Consider the following 15,458-nt stretch of genomic DNA (forward strand, 5'->3'; position numbering starts at 1 on the left):
ACCATGAGCTTTTTGGGTCGCGTCCTCGGGCGCGAAACGAAGACCAGTGCCGCGAAACGGCTGATCGCGCTGTCGCTGGGCAGCCGGGCGGCGTGGACGCCGCGTGACTATGCCGCGCTGGCGCGGGAGGGTTTCGCGCGCAATCCGGTGGCGCATCGCTGTGTCCGCCTGATCGCCGAGGCCGCCGCCGCCGCGCCGCTGAAGGTTCTGCGCGGGGGGCAGGTGCGCGAGGACGATCCGGCGGCGATGCTGCTGGCCCGGCCCAATCCCGACCAGTCGGGGGCGGAGCTTCTGGAGGACCATTACGGCTATCTCCAGGTCGCCGGGAATGCCTATCTCGAACTCGCCGCGCTCGACGGGGAGCCGCGCGAACTGTTTTCGCTGCGCCCTGACCGGATGCGGGTTCTGCCCGGGCCGCGCGGCTGGCCGGACGGCTGGGAATACACCGTCGGCGGACGCAGCGTGCGTTTCGCCCGCGACCGGGCGAGCGGGCAGAGCCCGATCCTGCATGCACGGCTGTTTCACCCCTCCGACGATCATTACGGCCTGTCGCCGCTGGAGGCCGCCGCCGCGGCGGTCGATGTGCACAATGCCGGCGGGGCGTGGGCCAAGGCGCTGCTCGACAATGCGGCGCGCCCGTCCGGCGCCCTCGTCGTGACGGCGAAGGAGGGCGAGGGGCGGCTGACCGACGACCAGTATGAGCGCCTCAAGGCCGAGCTGGCCGATGCGCATGCCGGGCCGGCCAATGCCGGGCGGCCGATGCTGCTGGAAGGCGGGCTCGACTGGAAGCCGATGGCGCTGACCCCGGCCGACATGGATTTCAGCGGCGCGCGGCGCGAGGCGGCGCGGGAAATCGCGCTGGCCTTCGGCGTGCCGCCCATGCTGCTGGGCCTGCCGGGTGATAATACGTATGCGAACTACCGCGAAGCCAATCTGGCTTTCTGGCGCCACACCGTGCTGCCGCTGGCGCGCAAGACGGCGGCGAGCCTGACCGGCTGGCTGCAGCCCTGGTTCGGTGCCGACCTGTCCGTGAGTGTGGAAGAGGACCGCCTGCCGGCGCTGGCCGAGGAGCGCGCTGCGCGCTGGGCGCAAATCGGTGCGGCGGACTTCCTGAGCGCCGACGAGAAGCGCGCCCTGCTGGGCGTCGGGGGTGAGGCATGAATGACCCCGTGAACAGCTGGCGGATCGAACGCTCGGTGACGCTGGGCGTCATCGTCGCGCTGGCGCTGCAGACCGGCGGGGCGCTGATCTGGGCCGGGGCGGCGGGCGAACGGCTCGACCGGCTGGAGGCACAGGGTGCGGCCCTGACGACGGCCGGGGAGCGCCTGGCGCGCCTCGAAGAACAGATCGGCCAGGCCCGCGAAAGCCTCGCCCGCATCGAGCGCAGGCTCGAAGACTAGTCATTTCACAGAATTGGAGACCTGCATGGAGCCGGACGCTTTCGCGCCCGATGGCGGAGCCTTGCCGATCGAAGGTTATGCCAGCCTGTTCAACATCCCGGACCTGAATGGCGATGTGGTGCGCCCCGGCGCGTTCGCGCGGAGCCTGAAACGCCAGGGCGCGCGCGGTGTGCGCATGCTGTTCCAGCACGAGGCGGGCGAGCCCGTCGGTGTGTGGGACGAGATGCGCGAGGACGCGACCGGGCTCTTTGTCCGCGGCCGGGTCCTGAAGGCCGCGCCGCGCGGACGCGCGACGGCCAGCCTGATCGCGCAGGGCGCCGTTGACGGCCTGTCCATCGGCTTCCGCACGATCCGCTTCGCGCCGCTGAAGGCCGGCGGGCGCGAACTCATCGAACTCGATCTCTGGGAAGTGTCGGTCGTGACCTTCCCGATGCTGCCGCAGGCGCGCCTTCGCGTCGCGGAACCGGCCGCCGTCGCGGCGTGACCGGCCCCCGTCTCAACAAACCAGGAAAACCCATGAGCAAAGAAACCAAGATGGCGGCGCCGTCGGCGGAAACGCGCGCGGCGCTGGGCGAAGTGCTGTGCGCCTTCGAAGCCTTCAAGGACGCCAATGACAGGCGCCTGAACGAGATCGAGGCGAAGTCCTCCGCCGATCCGCTGCTGACCGAGAAGGTGGCACGGATCGACACCGCACTGACCGAGGCGAAGTCGCGGCTCGACCGCCTGTCGCTCGACGCGGCGCGGCCGGGCCTTGAAGCCGGGCGTCCGTCCAGCGAACGCAAGGCGGCGTGGGAGGGATATATGCGTACCGGCCAGCTCCAGTCCGGCATCGAGGGCAAGGCGCTGTCGGCGGGATCGAACCCCGATGGCGGCTATGTCGCCCCGGCGGAAACCCAGGCGCTGATCGACCGGCTGATGGCCGATGTCTCGCCGATCCGCGCGATTGCCAGCGTGCGCCAGACGACGGCGAACGTGTTCAAGAAGCCGGTGTCGCTGGGCGGCGCGGCGACGGGCTGGGTCGCGGAAACCGCCGGCCGTCCGGAGACCGACACGCCGACGCTGGACCTGCTCGATTTCCCGGTGGCCGAGCTCTACGCCATGCCGGCGGCGACCACCGCGCTGCTCGACGATGCGCTGACCGATCTCGATCTGTGGCTGGCCGAGGAGGTGCGCGACGTGTTCGCGGCGCAGGAAGGCGCGGCCTTCATTTCCGGCAATGGCACGAACAAGCCGAAGGGTTTCCTCAGCTACACGATGGTGGCCGAGGCGAGCCATGCCTGGGACACGATCGGCTATCTGGCGACGGGCGTGGACGGCGATTTCGCCGCCTCCGATCCGGCCGACGATCTGATCGATCTGATCTATGCGCCCAAGGCGGCGTATCGCGCCCATGGCCGCTTCGTGATGAACCGCCGCACGGTGTCCGCAGTCCGAAAGTTCAAGGACTCCAACGGCGATTATATCTGGCAGCCCTCGTTCAATGCCGGGGGCGAAGCGACGCTGCTCGGCTATCCCGTCACCGAGGCCGAGGACATGCCGGACATCGGCTCGGACGCCTTCGCGATCGCGTTTGGCGATTTCGAGAAGGGCTATCTGATTGTCGACCGGCAGGGCATCCAGGTGCTGCGCGACCCGTATTCGGCCAAGCCCTACGTGCTTTTCTACACCACCAAGCGCGTCGGCGGCGGGGTGCAGAATTTCGACGCCATCAAGCTCCTCAAGTTCGGCGTGTCGTAAAGCGCGCCGGAGGTTGCCCGGCCGGGTGCGCCCCTCCGCCCGGCCGGGTGACCGCATTCATTCCATCTGTGAATTCTTATGATTGAGGATCGACATGACCCTCCAACTCGTCACGCCGCCGGCGGCCGAGCCGGTGACGCTCGCCCAGGCGAAAGCCTATCTGCGCGCCGGTTACGACGCCGAGGATGAGCTGATCATACAACTTGTCCGCGCCGCGCGCGAGCGGGTCGAGGCGGAAACCGGCCGGGCGCTGATCACGCGCACATACCGGGAGGTGCTGGACGACTGGGCGGTGCCGGGGCGGTTCGCGCCCCCGGGCCAGCTGCGCCTGCCGATGCCGCCGCTGATCGCGGTCAGCGGGATCGTCTTCCTCGACGAGGAGGACGCCGAGACGGCATGGCCGGCGGACCAGTATTTCGTCGACACGGACGCCGATCCGGGCCGGATCGCGGTGCGCGGGCGCTCGACCTTTCCCCGCCCGCCGCGCGCCGTCGCGGGGATCCGCATCACCTTCGATGCCGGCTATGGCACCGGCCCCGATGACGTGCCCTCGGCCCTGCGCGATGCGGTGCTGCGCCTGACGGCGGAGGGGTATGCGCGGCGCGAAGCCATCGGCAGCTCGCCGCTTCCGATGTCGGTCCAAGCGCTGCTCGCGCCCTACCGCCGGGTGCGGATATGAGCGCCGAAGCCGCATTCCAGGACGCGCTGACCCAGCACCTGTCGGCCGATGCGGGCGTGATCGCCCTGCTGGGTGATCCGCCGCGCGTGTTCGACGAGGAGCCGGCCGGGGCGGCCTACCCGTATGTCACCATCGGGCGCGGGGTGAGCGAGGACGCGGACGCATCGGGCACCCGCGTGATCGAACACCGGCTGACCCTGCATGTCTGGGTGCGCCATGGCGGGCGGCGCGAGGCGAAGACCATCGTCGATGCCATGCGCACCGCCGGGCACGAGGCGGCGCTATCGCTTGCGGGCGGGTGGCGCTGTGTCTTCTGCCGCTCGGTCTATGCCGACGCCTTCCGCACCGCCGACAGCCGCATCGCCCACGGCGTGATCCGCTTCCGGGCGCTGCTGGAGGAGGTGGCGTAGGGCGAGCCAGGGGGCTTGCAGGACGGCGAGGTAGAGGAAGAAGCGGGCAAAGCCCGACACATCCGACCAGAGCGCCGCGGAGGCGGCGATCCAGACCAGTGCCATGCCGACAGGAAAGAGCGGTTCGGACGCAAAACGTCGGCGCAGCCGGTCGCCGGTTCCGGCTTCCCGGAAGGGGATGGACACGAGGGCGACGAAGACCGGAATGACGACGATCGCACCGATGCGCGCCGCCAGGATCAGGATTTCGGACTCGCCTTCGTACTGTGGTCGCATCGCGATCGACTCGATCCCGGCGAATGCGGCTGGTAGGCCGATCGCGACAATCAGGGCGACGTAGGCGTTGAACCAGATTGCGGCGAAACGGGTCATTCTGGATCGTTCCGCCGGGAATAGTAGTGCGAGCCCATGAGGTAGACGAGCGACGGCCAGAGCATCACGCCGGCCAGCTCGATTGCACGTTGATCCGACGGCAAGAAGTGCGTCTTCACCGTCAGGGCGATGCCCGTGATCGCGATGAGCACCGCAAACGCCATGCTGAGCCCGGCGACGAAGACACCATCGCGCCGGAAGGGCCATGTGTTCGCACCGGTATTTATGCTTCGCCAGATCGACCGGCGCATCAGCCGCTCGATCACAGCGAAGGCTGCGGCCAGGGCGAAGCCGATGGCGAGCGCAATCAGAATGCCGAGCGTGGGGTAGAAATGTCCGTCGGAGATCTGACGGTCGATCTCACCGCCGGGCGGAAACAGCCGGGTCGCAATGAAGAGCGAGGTCGAAACCAGCGCCAGAAGACCGAGGAAGAAGACGAACGATCTCAATGCCGTGTCTCCGGCGGCGGGGGGCCGGGTTCGTCGTCGTCCTCATCGTCCAGCGGATCGATCATCGGGTCATCGCCCTCCACGGGCGGTTCGTCGCCGATGCCGAAGGCAAGCCAGTCGAGATTGGCGTGGCCGGGGTGGATGTGTTCGTAGAAGCGCACCGAGGCAGCCAGAATGGCAAGCGGGCTGAGATAGGCGAAGATCAGGATCGGGACGATGAAAACCGGCCGCGTGCCGCCCGGATCGAAGCCGGCAATGGCCGTCAGGATGCCGGTGCCGACCAGCCAGGCGATGCTGACGAAGAGCGACAGAGCGAGGATCCAGCGCGGCGACTTCGCGGCGCGGGTGACGTCGATGAAGTTCTCGAAGCCGAGCCGCAGCAGGGTCACGAAGGACGCGCCAAGCCCGGCGACAAGCGCGAGGAGTGGGACGACCCAGGGGTAGTCGAAGTTGAATTCCTGCCAGGCCGGAATGCTCTCGAGATAGAGAAAGCCGAAATACAACCCGAAGGGTGCAATCGCGAGCAGCCCCCAGAGCAGGCCGCGCAGAAGCGAGTCGCGAAACAGATTATCGGTGTTCTTCAGCCTCACCGCCGCCACCGCCAGCCTCGGGCGCGGAGGGTTTCGAGCATCAGCAATCCAATGACGTTGCCAAAAAAGAGCGGAAGAAAGATGGGTCGCCAGAACGGATAGCCATTCAACACAGACGTCACCCCGTAATAGATCGAACGTCCGAGGCTAAGTGTGAACATCGCGATGACCAGCAAAGTCCAAATGGACCATGGGCGGAGGGGCTGGGTCAGACCCATCGGGCGATAGCCGAAGTGCAAAACGACAATGGTGATCGCCCAGGGCAAACCGACCAGGAGTGAAACCCCGACGAACGCTGCATAGGCGCCGAGCGTGTTCGGCTCTACCGGCCACCGAGCCGACAGGAACTCCGCAGCGATCCAGGTGAGGATGCCGACCACCAGAAAGGCCGGCCATTTGATCCACGGATTGGTGCGCGCGGCCTCCAGCCGCCCTGAGAACAGGCGGGCGCGTTCGGTTTGAGGTTCGGCCGCGTCAGTCATTTGATGGCTTCTCCGTCCACCACCGCCAGCCGCGGGCGCTCAACACTTCGAGCGTGAAGTAGCCGATAGCGAGGCCTGTCAACCAGGCCATCACGGGGGTCGACATTTCGGGGCGCGAACCCTCTGCGATCCTGACGATCAGGTAGGTCGTCGGCCAGCTGATCAGAAGAAAGGCGTGAACCACGGTCAGGATGCGGTCCGACCGCAATCTGCCGCGCTCGTGCTCATTGACCGGAGGCCGAGTCTGATAGGGCCGCGCGAAACCGTAGTTCGCAAAGATATAGGCCGCTGCCGCAGGCAGGCTGCCGAGCGTGCCGACGGTCAGAACCACAGCATCGGAAACGATCGTTGGCGGGAGCGTGACGTACCAGAATTCCAGAAACAGAGCGCAGGTCGTGGCGGCGAAAATCCCGAGCCACACCAGGATGAATCTTGCCAGCCAGTGCCGCCGCACGGACTCGACTGGTTCGGGCAGCAAGGCCGCGCGATTGCCCGGCCACACGGATAAATCCGTCATTCCCGCGTCCTTTCAGATATCTACACGCCCAAGTGGAGGACTATTCCATGACCGCGCAGAGCGGAAAAGACCTGCTGTTGAAAATCGGCGACGGGGGAGACCCGGAAAGCTTCGCGACTGTCGCGGGGCTGCGCGCCAAGACGATCACGCTGAATGCCCGCACGGTGGATGCCACGAACGCCGACAGTCCGGGGGCCTGGCGCGAGCTGCTGTCCGGGGCGGGGATGAAATCCTGTGCCATTTCCGGCAGCGGTATCTTCGTCGATGCGGCCGCCGACGAGACCGTGCGCGCGGCCTTCTTCGCGCAGAGCGCGGAGACCTGGCGCATCGTGGTGCCGGATTTCGGCACGATCGAAGGGGCTTTTCTGGTTACCGGCCTGGAATATTCCGGCCGGCATGACGGCGAGGCGGCCTATGCCCTCTCGCTCGCCTCGGCCGGGGCGCTGGGCTTCACCGCGGCATGAGCAATCCCGCACGAGGCGAGGTGACGCTCGAAGCGGGCGGCGAGACGCATACGCTCTGCCTGACGCTGGGCGCACTCGCCGAGATCGAGGCGGCCTTAAGCGTCTCCGGTTTCGCGGCGATGGCCGATCGCTTGAAGACGCTGTCGGCGGCGGATCTGGCGCTGGTGTTGGCGGCGCTGTTGCGCGGCGGAGGGGCGGTCGTGGACGTATCGGCCATCGATCCGGTGCGGGCGGTGCGGGCCGTGGCCGACTGTTTCGAGCGAGCGCTGTGACCGGCATCCCCTTCGATGCCTGGCTGCGCCTGGCGGTGCGTATGGGGATTTCGCCGCGCGACTTCTGGCAGCTTTCGCTGAGGGAGTGGCGGATGCTGACCGCACCCGCCGGTCGCGCTCCGTTGGGGCGGGCGGAGCTGGACGCGTTGAGGGCAAGGTTTCCTGATGCCCCCCACCCCAACCCTCCCCCGGTGGGGGAGGGAGGGCACCCGCCTAGCTGAGCCACCTCGCTCCCAACCTATTCGGGGGAGGACGAGCACCTACCTGACTCCCTCCCCTTGAAGGGGAGGGCCGGGGTGGGGCAAGGCGCGGTTTCCGGACAAGGCCTTGTTCGAATACCCGAATAGACCCTGGGGTCCCCGTGAAAACGGGGACCCGACGTGAGCGCGACATTCAGGTCCCCACTTTCGTGAGGACCCCATGTGATCTGGATCCCGGACCGCGCTTCGCGCGTCCGGGAAACGTCGAATTCGAGGACAAGACATGACCACCGACACAAACCCGGTCGCCGAAGAGGCGGAGCGGGCGGGCGACGCCCTGCGTGCGCTGGCCGAGGGGCCGGGCCGCGACGCCGCCGACAGCCTCGCCGACGCGTTCGAGCGCGCCGGGTCGAGCATCGAGGCGGCGCTGACCCGCGCCGCGCGCACCGGCGAGCTGAGCTTCGCCAGCATGGCGGAATCGATATTGCGCGACCTGTCGCGGCTGGGCGCGGAACGCTTCGTCTCGGGCCCGATCGAGACGCTGCTCGGCGGGCTGACCGGCGCGGCCAAGCCCGACACGGCAGGGGCGCCGCCGGTGACGATCAATCTGACCCTGCCGCCGGGCGCGGACGCGTCCGCGATCAGGCGGTCGGAAACGCAGATCGCCAGCGCGTTGGCGCGGGCGGTGCGGAAAGGCGCGGGGCGGTTATGAGCGGATTTCACGAGGTCAGCTTCCCCTTCTCCGTCGCGCTGGGCGCGCGCGGCGGACCGGTCCGCCGCACCGAGATCGTGACGCTCGGTTCGGGGCGGGAAGAACGTAACACGCCGCACGCGCATTCACGGCGGCTCTGGAATGCCGGGCCGGGCGTGAAGACGCTCGACGACCTTCACGCGCTGACAGCCTTCTTCGAAGCGCGGCGCGGGCGGCAGCACGGCTTCCGGTTCCGCGATCCGCTCGATCACAAATCCTGCGCGCCGTCGGCGAGCCTGTCCGCGACCGACCAGCTGCTCGCGACCAGCGATGGCGCCATGACAGAATATTCGCTTGTGAAGCATTATCCGAGCGGCGGCGAGAGCTATGTCCGCCCGATCGCGAAACCCGTAGCCGGGAGCGTGCGTATCGCGGTGGACGGCGTGGAGCTGGACGGGGCCGATTTCGCCTTAGACCCGGTGACGGGGCTGGTCAGCCTCGTGACGCCGCCGGGGGCCGGGCTGGCCGTGACGGCGGGATTCGAATTCGATTGTCCGGTGCGGTTCGACACGGACGCGCTCGACATCTCGCTCGACGCCTTCGGGGCGGGCGAGGCGGCGGACGTGCCGCTGATCGAGCTGAGACTGTAAGCCATGCTGACACTACCGGAAGACTTGCAGACCCGGCTGGACAGCGGGGTGACGACGCTCGCCTGGTGTTGGCGCGTGACGCGCCGCGACGGGCAGGTGTTCGGCTTCACCGAACATGATCGCGATCTGGTCGTCGATGGCCTGACCTGCCGTGCCGCCAGCGGTTTTGCGCCCGGCGAACGCGACGGACGGGCCGATCTCGGCGCCGACCAGGCGAGCGTGTTCGGCGCGCTCGATGACGCCGCGATTACCGAGGCGGACCTCGCCAACGGGCTGTGGGACGGCGCGCGGGTCGATGTGCTGCGCGCGGACTGGCAGGACCCGGCCATCTTCGCCCATGTCTGGACCGGTGAGATCGGCGAGACAAGACGCGGCAAAACCGCCTTCGAGGCCGAGTTGCGCGGCCTGTCGGTGCGGCTCGAACGCGTGACCGGCAGGGTCTATTCGCGGCAGTGCGATGCCGAGATCGGGGATGCGCGCTGCGGCGTCGATCTCGAGAATCCTGCTTTCCGGGGCGAGGGGAGTGCCGCCAGCGTTTCGGGCGGTGACCTCTTCGTGGCGGACGGGCTCGGCGGCTTTGACGCCGGGTTGTTCTCGGGCGGCCTTCTGACCTGGACCAGCGGCGGGAATGCCGGCGCGATCTGCCTCGTCGAGGCGCATCGGGTGTCGGGCGGTGTGGTGACGTTGCAGCTGACCAAGGCGCCCGCGCAGCCCATCGCGCAGGGCGATGCGTTCACCGTCACCGCAGGCTGCGACAAGCGGCATGGAACCTGCCGCGACCGGTTTTCGAACATCGTGAACTTCCGGGGCCATCCCTTCCTGCCGGGTAACGACGTGCTGATCGCCGGACCGGCCGGTGACACGTTGCGCGACGGGACGAGTCGGGGCGGGGCACGGTGAGCGTTCGCGAGGCGGCGCTGATCGAAGCGCGGCGCTGGATCGGGACGCCCTATCGCCATCAGGCGAGCGTATGCGGGGCGGGAGCCGATTGCCTTGGGCTGATCCGCGGTGTGTGGCGCGCCCTGCACGGGGCCGAACCGCAAGCCCTGCCGCCCTATCCGGCGCGCTGGGATGCAGGCGGCGATGATTTGTTGCTGCAAGCAGCCGGACGCTGGCTGATCCCGGTGACCGAGGCGCTGCCGGGCGATGTCATCCTGTTCCGGCTGAAACCCGGCCTGCCGGCACGGCATTGCGGCATCCTCTCCACATGCGACACGCTGATCCACGCCTATTGGGGCCGCGCGGTCAGCGAGACCGCGCTGACGCAATGGTGGCGGCGGCGGATCGCCGGCGTTTTCCAGTTTCCTTCACAAGTGAAATAACATGGCGCAACTTCTTCTCGGTGCGGCAGGCTCGGCCGTTGGCGGTTCGATCCTGCCCGGCAGTGTGTCGCTGTTCGGTTCGGCGATTTCCGGTGCCGCGATCGGCGGATTTATCGGCGCGCAGTTGGGCGCGGTCGCCGACCGGGCGCTGCTTGGGGGGCTGGGACCGGACCGGGAGGGGCCACGACTGCCCGATCTGCGTCTGCAGGCGTCGACCGAGGGGGCGCCGATCCCGCGCCTCTACGGCCGCGCGCGGATCGCCGGGCAGGTGATCTGGGCGGCGCGCTATACCGAGACGGCGACCAGGGACCGGGCCGGCAACAAGGGCGGGCCGAGCGTCACCGCCTATTCCTACACGGTCAGTTTCGCGGTCGGCCTGACCGAGGGCGTGATCGACGGTATCGGCCGGGTGTGGGCCAATGGCGCGCCGCTCGACCTGTCGCAGACCGACATGCGTATCCATCGCGGCACTGAGGACCAGCTCCCCGACGCCCTGATCCAGGCGGTCGAGGGTGCGGAGAATGCGCCGGCCTTCCGCGGCCTTGGCTATGCGGTGTTCGAGGACTTCCCGCTCGACGAATATGGCGCGCGAATTCCCAATTTTAGTTTTGAGGTGTTTCGTCCGGCCCCGGTGGCCTATCCCGGCCAGCCGCGCCTGGAGGAGATGATCCGCGGCGTCGACCTGATCCCGGCATCGGGCGAGTTCGCCTACGCCGCCGAACCGATCATGCGGCAGATCGGGCCGGGCAAGGAAGAGCCGGAGAATGTCCATAACGGGCGCGGCGTGACGGATTTCGTTGCGGCGATCGACGATCTCGAGGCGCGGTTGCCGAATTGCCGGTCCGTCCTGATCGTGTCGGCCTGGTTTGGAACCGACCTTCGCTGCGGGGACTGCGAGATCCGTCCGGGCGTCGAGACCCGCGACAAGGTCACACGGCCAAGCGCATGGCAGGTCGCTGGCGAGAGCCGGACCACGGCCTGGCTGGTCACGCAGGAAGACGAGCGGCCGGTCTATGGCGGTACGCCGGACGATGCCTCGCTGATCGCCGCGATCCGGGAACTCAAGGCGCGCGGTTTCACCGTGTCGCTCTACCCCTTCATCCTGATGGATATTCCCTCCGGGAACGGATTGCCGGACCCGTATGGCGGGGCCGAGCAGGCCGCCTTCCCCTGGCGTGGGCGCATCACCTGCCACCCTGCCGCCGCACAGGCGGGTTCATCCGACAAGAGCGGGGCGGCGGGCGCGCAGGTGGCCGACTTTTTCGGCGCGGCGTCCGCTTCGGACTTTCCGATTTCGGGGGACGCCGTCAGCTATGCCGGACCGGCGGAATGGCGGTTCAACCGCTTCATCCTGCACCATGCCGTGCTGGCCAAGATCGCCGGGGCAGACGGTTTCCTGATCGGCTCGGAAATGGTCGGGCTGACGACGATCCGCGACAGCGCGGACCACTATCCGGCGGTGGATGCGCTGTGCGAACTCGTGGCAGAAGTCCGGACGATCGTCGGGCCCGGCCTGCGGCTGTCCTATGCCGCGGACTGGAGCGAATATTCCGGCCACCGCCCGGCCGACGGGTCCGGCGATGTCTTCTTGCACCTCGATCCGCTGTGGAGCCATCCGGCGATCGATGCGGTCGCGATCGACTGGTATGTGCCGCTGGCCGACTGGCGGGACGGCACCGATCACGCCGACGCGTCCCTGTCGCGAACCGGGCACGACCTGACCTATCTGTCGGCCAATGCCGAAGGCGGGGAGGGGTATGACTGGTACTATGCCAGCGACGCGGACCGGCTGGCGCAGGTCCGCACGCCGATTTCCGATACGGCACACGGGGAAGACTGGGTCTTCCGTTTCAAGGACATTCGTGGATGGTGGTCCAATGCGCACCACGACCGGCCGGGCGGTGTGCGCGCCGCGTCGCCGACGGGCTGGGTGCCGCAATCCAAGCCCGTCTGGCTGACCGAGACCGGCTGTCCGGCGGTCGACAAGGGGGCGAACCAGCCGAACGTGTTCGTCGATCCCAAGAGTGCGGAAAGCGCGCTGCCGCATTTCTCGGCCGGGACGCGCGACGATCTGATCCAGCGCCGCTATCTGGAGGCGATGATCCGGCATTGGGCGGCGGACGAAACCGTGTCTCCCGTTTATGCCGGACCGATGATCGATCCGGCCGATATCCATGTCTGGACCTGGGACGCGCGGCCCTTCCCCGACTTCCCCGCCCGGAACGAGGTCTGGGGTGATGGGGCGAACTGGCGGCTGGGTCATTGGCTCACCGGGCGGATGGGACTGGCTCCGCTGGGCGATGTGGTCCTCGATCTGTGCGTGTCGGCCGAACTCGATCCGGACGTGTCGGAGCTTGATGGCCTCGTGTCCGGTTATCTCGTCGAACGACCCATGGCTGTCCGGGACGCGCTATCGCCACTGGCCGTATTGTTCGGCTTCACGGCGACGGACACGGCGGGCGGTATCCGCTTCGGGCGGCCTGGGAGCACGACCCATGAGCGATCGAGTGATGCGCTGGTGCTGACCGAGCCCGGTGAAACGCTGCGCTGCGAACGGCAGGACTTCGCCGCGATGCCGGCCGATGTGCGCGTGCATTTCATCGCCGATGAAGACGACTATGCGCGATCCGCCGCGCTGGCGAGACACCGGCTCGGCGCGGCCCGCGGCGTGGCCGATCTGCCGGTTCCGCTCCTCGCCGATTCCGGGCAGGCGGAAGGCTGGGCAAAACAAGCGCTGCGCCGGCTGGAGGCCGAAGGCGAGCGCTTCGCCTTCACGCTTCCGCCATCCTCCCTGGCCGTCGAGCCCGGAGACCGGATCCGGGTCACAACTGACACGAATACCATCGACCTGACGATCTCGGAATTGTCCGGTGAGACGGCGCGGCACGCGTCGGGATCGCATTCTCATGATGTCCCGCCGGCGCTTGCCGGAACAAATCCAGGCGCGCCGCGCGGGTCCGTGCGGCCTCCGTCGCAGGCTGATCTGTTCATCCTCGATCTGCCGCTGTCCGGAAGTGACTCCGAACGCAGCGGGCCCCTCGCAGCCGTCGCGGCCGAGCCCTGGTACGGGATCGCCGCGGTGCATGCCGGCGAGGGTCTGGATCGTCGGGCGCTGGTCGAGCGTCCCTGCCTTTCCGGCCAGTTGCTCGCGCCGCTCGCTCCGGCGCCGTCGGGGCGGATCGTCGAACAAGCCCCCACCCTTGTGCTCGATCGCGGCGGGCTGGAAAGCGTGACCGAAGCCGCCTTGCTCGCCGGGGCAAATCGTCTGGCGATCGAGACCGGTGAAGCGTGGGAAATCGTGCAGTTCCGCGATGCCATCCTGATCGGTGATGGAATCTGGCAGATCGCCGGTTTACTGCGCGGTCAAAACGGCAGCGAGACGAACGCGGACATTCCGGCAGGCAGCCGGTTCGTCCTGCTCGACACCGCGCCAGTGACATTTCCGGTCGAGGACCAGGAGTGGAATGTGCCAATCGAGGTGCGGGCTGGTCCGGCGCGGCGTGTGCCGGAGGATACCTCCTACGCGCACGAAACTGTCACGATCGAGCGAGCGGATCTGCGTCCACTTTCTCCCGTCCATCTGAAGGCCAGTAGGGAAGACGGCATGCTGAAGGTGTGCTGGGTCCGCCGTACGCGCATTGGCGGCGACAGCTGGGGTGTCGGTGATGCGCCGCTCGGCGAAGTGTTCGAACGCTATCAGATCACGGTCGGAGCGCCCGGCGGGAGTGCCGAGACTTTCGAGAGCGACCTGCCAGAATGGTCGTTGGATGGCGGTGACGAAGCCGCGCTTTTTGGCGGCTTGCTCGACGAGGTCGAGATCGCCGTGCGTCAGGTCTCCGAACGCTACGGGCCCGGCCGCGCCGCGACCGGCGTATTCATCCTCTGACGCGGGTTGGCGTTTTCGGAGAAACCCGCCTACATCTCGGCGGCATGTTTCGTGAACGCACCGCCGCATGACCGATCCCTATTCCATCCTGGGTGTCCCGAAATCCGCCGATGCGGACGAGATCCGGCGTGCCTACCGCAAGCTGGCCAAGGAACTGCACCCGGATGCCAATCCCGGCGACAAGGCCGCCGAGGACCGGTTCAAGAAGGTCAGCGCGGCATTCAAACTCCTGTCCAACGCCGAGACGCGTGCGCGGTACGACCGCGGCGAGATCGACGGCGATGGCAATGAACGCGCAGCCTTTCACCCGGGCTATGCCGGGGCCGGCGCGGCGCGCGGCCAGACCCGCGCGGGCGGGTTCGAGGATATCAGCGACATCTTCTCCGACCTGTTCACCGATTTCAGGCCGCGCTCGCGCGCCCGGAAGGGGGCCGATCTGCGCTTCCGGCTCGATCTCGACTTTCTTGACGCAGCAAAGGGCGCGACCAAGCGCGTGACCCTGCCGGCGGGCCGGACTCTGGATGTGCGGACCCCGCCAGGCGTGACCGATGGCCAGACGCTGCGTCTCGCCGGACAGGGCGAACCGGGTGCGGCGGGCGGCCCGCCGGGCGACGCGCTGGTCGAACTGCATGTCCGTCCGCACAGGTATTTCTCGCGCGATGGCGACGATGTGCGCCTTGACCTGCCCGTCTCCTTTGCCGAGGCGGTGAAGGGGGCGAAGGTCCGCGCTCCGACGATCGACGGCGCTGTCGAAGTGCAGGTTCCGGCCGGGTCGAGCTCGGGCACGCTGCTTCGGCTGCGCGGCAAGGGCTTCCCGACCAAGGGCGGCAAGCGCGGCGACCAGATCATTCGCGTGCTGATCGACCTGCCGGCCGACGATGCGGCCCTGAAATCCTTCGCGGCGGACTGGCAACCGCCGAAGGGGTATGATCCGCGCATGAAGCTGCGCTAGACTCTCCGTTCAGAAGCGGTTCAGCGAGCTTTCGCCAGTATGCCCGGCATGATGAAGACCCTGATCACCTCCGCGGCCCTTATTGCCGGTCTTTCGCTGGGCGCAGCAGCCGATGCGATGCAGTACGCGCAATCGCGGGACGACATGCGCAACCGTTACACGGCCGATGAAGCGCGCAACGAGGTTCAGTCTGGCCGCGTCCTGCCCGCATTGCAGGTCATCCGCACCGTGCGGCAGCGCTATACCCATGCCGACGTGATCGACGCCGAGCTCGAACAGGGTGCGCGCCCCCGTTACATCATCAAGATTCTCACTGAAGATGGCCGCCGGGTTGATGTCGTCGTCGACGCCCAGACCGGCAACATCCTCTACGAACGCTAGGAGA

20 protein-coding genes are annotated in these 15,458 nt (G+C 67.8%); 16 read left to right on the plus strand and 4 right to left on the minus strand.

Going from position 1 to position 15,458, the window contains the following annotated elements:
• Positions 1–3: 3 nt before the first annotated feature.
• The 6 genes from L5876_RS05455 (at position 4) to L5876_RS05480 (ending at position 4,226) form a co-directional block, all read left to right on the plus strand.
• Positions 4–1,161 carry a phage portal protein gene (locus L5876_RS05455; RefSeq protein ID WP_236955087.1) on the plus strand — a complete coding sequence of 386 codons (1,158 nt, stop codon included), beginning with the start codon at positions 4–6 and terminating at the stop codon, positions 1,159–1,161.
• Positions 1,158–1,400, plus strand: coding sequence for a hypothetical protein (locus L5876_RS05460; protein WP_236955088.1), 243 nt, complete (start codon positions 1,158–1,160; stop codon positions 1,398–1,400). Before L5876_RS05455 ends, L5876_RS05460 begins: the two co-directional genes overlap by 4 nt.
• 25 nt (positions 1,401–1,425) lie before the next feature.
• Entirely contained in the window at positions 1,426–1,884 is a 459-nt protein-coding gene (locus tag L5876_RS05465; protein WP_236955089.1) for an HK97 family phage prohead protease, read from the plus strand.
• Positions 1,885–1,916: 32 nt separating this feature from the next.
• Entirely contained in the window at positions 1,917–3,137 is a 1,221-nt protein-coding gene (locus L5876_RS05470) for a phage major capsid protein (protein WP_236955090.1), read from the plus strand.
• Positions 3,138–3,231: 94 nt separating this feature from the next.
• Entirely contained in the window at positions 3,232–3,816 is a 585-nt protein-coding gene (locus tag L5876_RS05475; RefSeq protein ID WP_236955091.1) for a hypothetical protein, read from the plus strand.
• The gene (locus L5876_RS05480) at positions 3,813–4,226 is read left to right on the plus strand and encodes a DUF3168 domain-containing protein (protein WP_236955092.1); all 414 of its coding nucleotides are present in this window, start codon (positions 3,813–3,815) and stop codon (positions 4,224–4,226) included. The genes L5876_RS05475 and L5876_RS05480 overlap by 4 nt, the downstream gene beginning before the upstream one ends.
• Before the next feature lie 368 nt (positions 4,227–4,594).
• Here L5876_RS05480 and L5876_RS05485 read toward each other — a convergent pair whose 3' ends face one another.
• Genes L5876_RS05485 through L5876_RS05500 form a run of 4 tightly spaced genes read right to left on the minus strand, consistent with a single transcriptional unit; the run spans position 4,595 to position 6,636 of the window.
• Entirely contained in the window at positions 4,595–5,047 is a 453-nt protein-coding gene (locus L5876_RS05485) for a hypothetical protein (protein ID WP_236955093.1), read from the minus strand.
• Complete coding sequence (locus tag L5876_RS05490; protein ID WP_236955094.1) at positions 5,044–5,637, minus strand: hypothetical protein; 594 nt, start codon at positions 5,635–5,637, stop codon at positions 5,044–5,046. The genes L5876_RS05485 and L5876_RS05490 overlap by 4 nt, the downstream gene beginning before the upstream one ends.
• Positions 5,634–6,119 carry a hypothetical protein gene (locus L5876_RS05495; protein ID WP_236955095.1) on the minus strand — a complete coding sequence of 162 codons (486 nt, stop codon included), beginning with the start codon at positions 6,117–6,119 and terminating at the stop codon, positions 5,634–5,636. Before L5876_RS05495 ends, L5876_RS05490 begins: the two co-directional genes overlap by 4 nt.
• Entirely contained in the window at positions 6,112–6,636 is a 525-nt protein-coding gene (locus L5876_RS05500; RefSeq protein WP_236955096.1) for a hypothetical protein, read from the minus strand. The genes L5876_RS05495 and L5876_RS05500 overlap by 8 nt, the downstream gene beginning before the upstream one ends.
• A gap of 47 nt (positions 6,637–6,683) precedes the next feature.
• Here L5876_RS05500 and L5876_RS05505 point away from each other — a divergent pair, with 47 nt between their 5' ends.
• The 10 genes from L5876_RS05505 to L5876_RS05550 all read left to right on the plus strand — a co-directional run bounded on the left by L5876_RS05505 (position 6,684) and on the right by L5876_RS05550 (position 15,454).
• Entirely contained in the window at positions 6,684–7,100 is a 417-nt protein-coding gene (locus tag L5876_RS05505) for a phage major tail protein, TP901-1 family (RefSeq protein ID WP_236955097.1), read from the plus strand.
• Complete coding sequence (locus L5876_RS05510) at positions 7,097–7,372, plus strand: GTA-gp10 family protein (RefSeq protein WP_236955098.1); 276 nt, start codon at positions 7,097–7,099, stop codon at positions 7,370–7,372. Before L5876_RS05505 ends, L5876_RS05510 begins: the two co-directional genes overlap by 4 nt.
• Complete coding sequence (locus L5876_RS05515) at positions 7,369–7,593, plus strand: phage tail assembly chaperone (protein WP_336886687.1); 225 nt, start codon at positions 7,369–7,371, stop codon at positions 7,591–7,593. Before L5876_RS05510 ends, L5876_RS05515 begins: the two co-directional genes overlap by 4 nt.
• Before the next feature lie 262 nt (positions 7,594–7,855).
• The gene (locus L5876_RS05520) at positions 7,856–8,284 is read left to right on the plus strand and encodes a phage tail tape measure C-terminal domain-containing protein (RefSeq protein WP_236955099.1); all 429 of its coding nucleotides are present in this window, start codon (positions 7,856–7,858) and stop codon (positions 8,282–8,284) included.
• On the plus strand, positions 8,281–8,913 hold the full coding sequence (locus tag L5876_RS05525; protein WP_236955100.1) for a DUF2460 domain-containing protein: 633 nt from the start codon (positions 8,281–8,283) through the stop codon (positions 8,911–8,913). The genes L5876_RS05520 and L5876_RS05525 overlap by 4 nt, the downstream gene beginning before the upstream one ends.
• 3 nt (positions 8,914–8,916) lie before the next feature.
• Complete coding sequence (locus tag L5876_RS05530) at positions 8,917–9,813, plus strand: DUF2163 domain-containing protein (RefSeq protein WP_236955102.1); 897 nt, start codon at positions 8,917–8,919, stop codon at positions 9,811–9,813.
• Positions 9,810–10,235 carry an NlpC/P60 family protein gene (locus tag L5876_RS05535; protein ID WP_236955104.1) on the plus strand — a complete coding sequence of 142 codons (426 nt, stop codon included), beginning with the start codon at positions 9,810–9,812 and terminating at the stop codon, positions 10,233–10,235. The genes L5876_RS05530 and L5876_RS05535 overlap by 4 nt, the downstream gene beginning before the upstream one ends.
• A gap of 1 nt (position 10,236) precedes the next feature.
• Positions 10,237–14,121, plus strand: coding sequence for a glycoside hydrolase/phage tail family protein (locus tag L5876_RS05540; protein ID WP_236955106.1), 3,885 nt, complete (start codon positions 10,237–10,239; stop codon positions 14,119–14,121).
• Between the two features lie 67 nt (positions 14,122–14,188).
• Positions 14,189–15,073, plus strand: coding sequence for a DnaJ C-terminal domain-containing protein (locus tag L5876_RS05545; RefSeq protein WP_236955108.1), 885 nt, complete (start codon positions 14,189–14,191; stop codon positions 15,071–15,073).
• Between the two features lie 48 nt (positions 15,074–15,121).
• Positions 15,122–15,454 (plus strand): PepSY domain-containing protein, encoded by a 333-nt coding sequence (locus L5876_RS05550; RefSeq protein WP_236955110.1) that lies wholly within the window; start codon positions 15,122–15,124, stop codon positions 15,452–15,454.
• The last annotated feature ends 4 nt before the right edge of the window (positions 15,455–15,458 follow it).

The organism is Hyphobacterium sp. SN044 (genome assembly GCF_021864465.1).
Lineage (GTDB): Bacteria > Pseudomonadota > Alphaproteobacteria > Caulobacterales > Maricaulaceae > Hyphobacterium.

Coding starts and splice junctions, on each gene's coding strand:
- L5876_RS05455 (WP_236955087.1), top strand. CDS start 4: ATGAGCTTTTTGGGTCGCGTCCTCGGGCGCGAAACGAAGACCAGTGCC.
- L5876_RS05460 (WP_236955088.1), top strand. CDS start 1,158: ATGAATGACCCCGTGAACAGCTGGCGGATCGAACGCTCGGTGACGCTG.
- L5876_RS05465 (WP_236955089.1), top strand. CDS start 1,426: ATGGAGCCGGACGCTTTCGCGCCCGATGGCGGAGCCTTGCCGATCGAA.
- L5876_RS05470 (WP_236955090.1), top strand. CDS start 1,917: ATGAGCAAAGAAACCAAGATGGCGGCGCCGTCGGCGGAAACGCGCGCG.
- L5876_RS05475 (WP_236955091.1), top strand. CDS start 3,232: ATGACCCTCCAACTCGTCACGCCGCCGGCGGCCGAGCCGGTGACGCTC.
- L5876_RS05480 (WP_236955092.1), top strand. CDS start 3,813: ATGAGCGCCGAAGCCGCATTCCAGGACGCGCTGACCCAGCACCTGTCG.
- L5876_RS05495 (WP_236955095.1), bottom strand. CDS start 6,119: ATGACTGACGCGGCCGAACCTCAAACCGAACGCGCCCGCCTGTTCTCA.
- L5876_RS05500 (WP_236955096.1), bottom strand. CDS start 6,636: ATGACGGATTTATCCGTGTGGCCGGGCAATCGCGCGGCCTTGCTGCCC.
- L5876_RS05505 (WP_236955097.1), top strand. CDS start 6,684: ATGACCGCGCAGAGCGGAAAAGACCTGCTGTTGAAAATCGGCGACGGG.
- L5876_RS05510 (WP_236955098.1), top strand. CDS start 7,097: ATGAGCAATCCCGCACGAGGCGAGGTGACGCTCGAAGCGGGCGGCGAG.
- L5876_RS05520 (WP_236955099.1), top strand. CDS start 7,856: ATGACCACCGACACAAACCCGGTCGCCGAAGAGGCGGAGCGGGCGGGC.
- L5876_RS05525 (WP_236955100.1), top strand. CDS start 8,281: ATGAGCGGATTTCACGAGGTCAGCTTCCCCTTCTCCGTCGCGCTGGGC.
- L5876_RS05530 (WP_236955102.1), top strand. CDS start 8,917: ATGCTGACACTACCGGAAGACTTGCAGACCCGGCTGGACAGCGGGGTG.
- L5876_RS05540 (WP_236955106.1), top strand. CDS start 10,237: ATGGCGCAACTTCTTCTCGGTGCGGCAGGCTCGGCCGTTGGCGGTTCG.
- L5876_RS05545 (WP_236955108.1), top strand. CDS start 14,189: ATGACCGATCCCTATTCCATCCTGGGTGTCCCGAAATCCGCCGATGCG.
- L5876_RS05550 (WP_236955110.1), top strand. CDS start 15,122: ATGATGAAGACCCTGATCACCTCCGCGGCCCTTATTGCCGGTCTTTCG.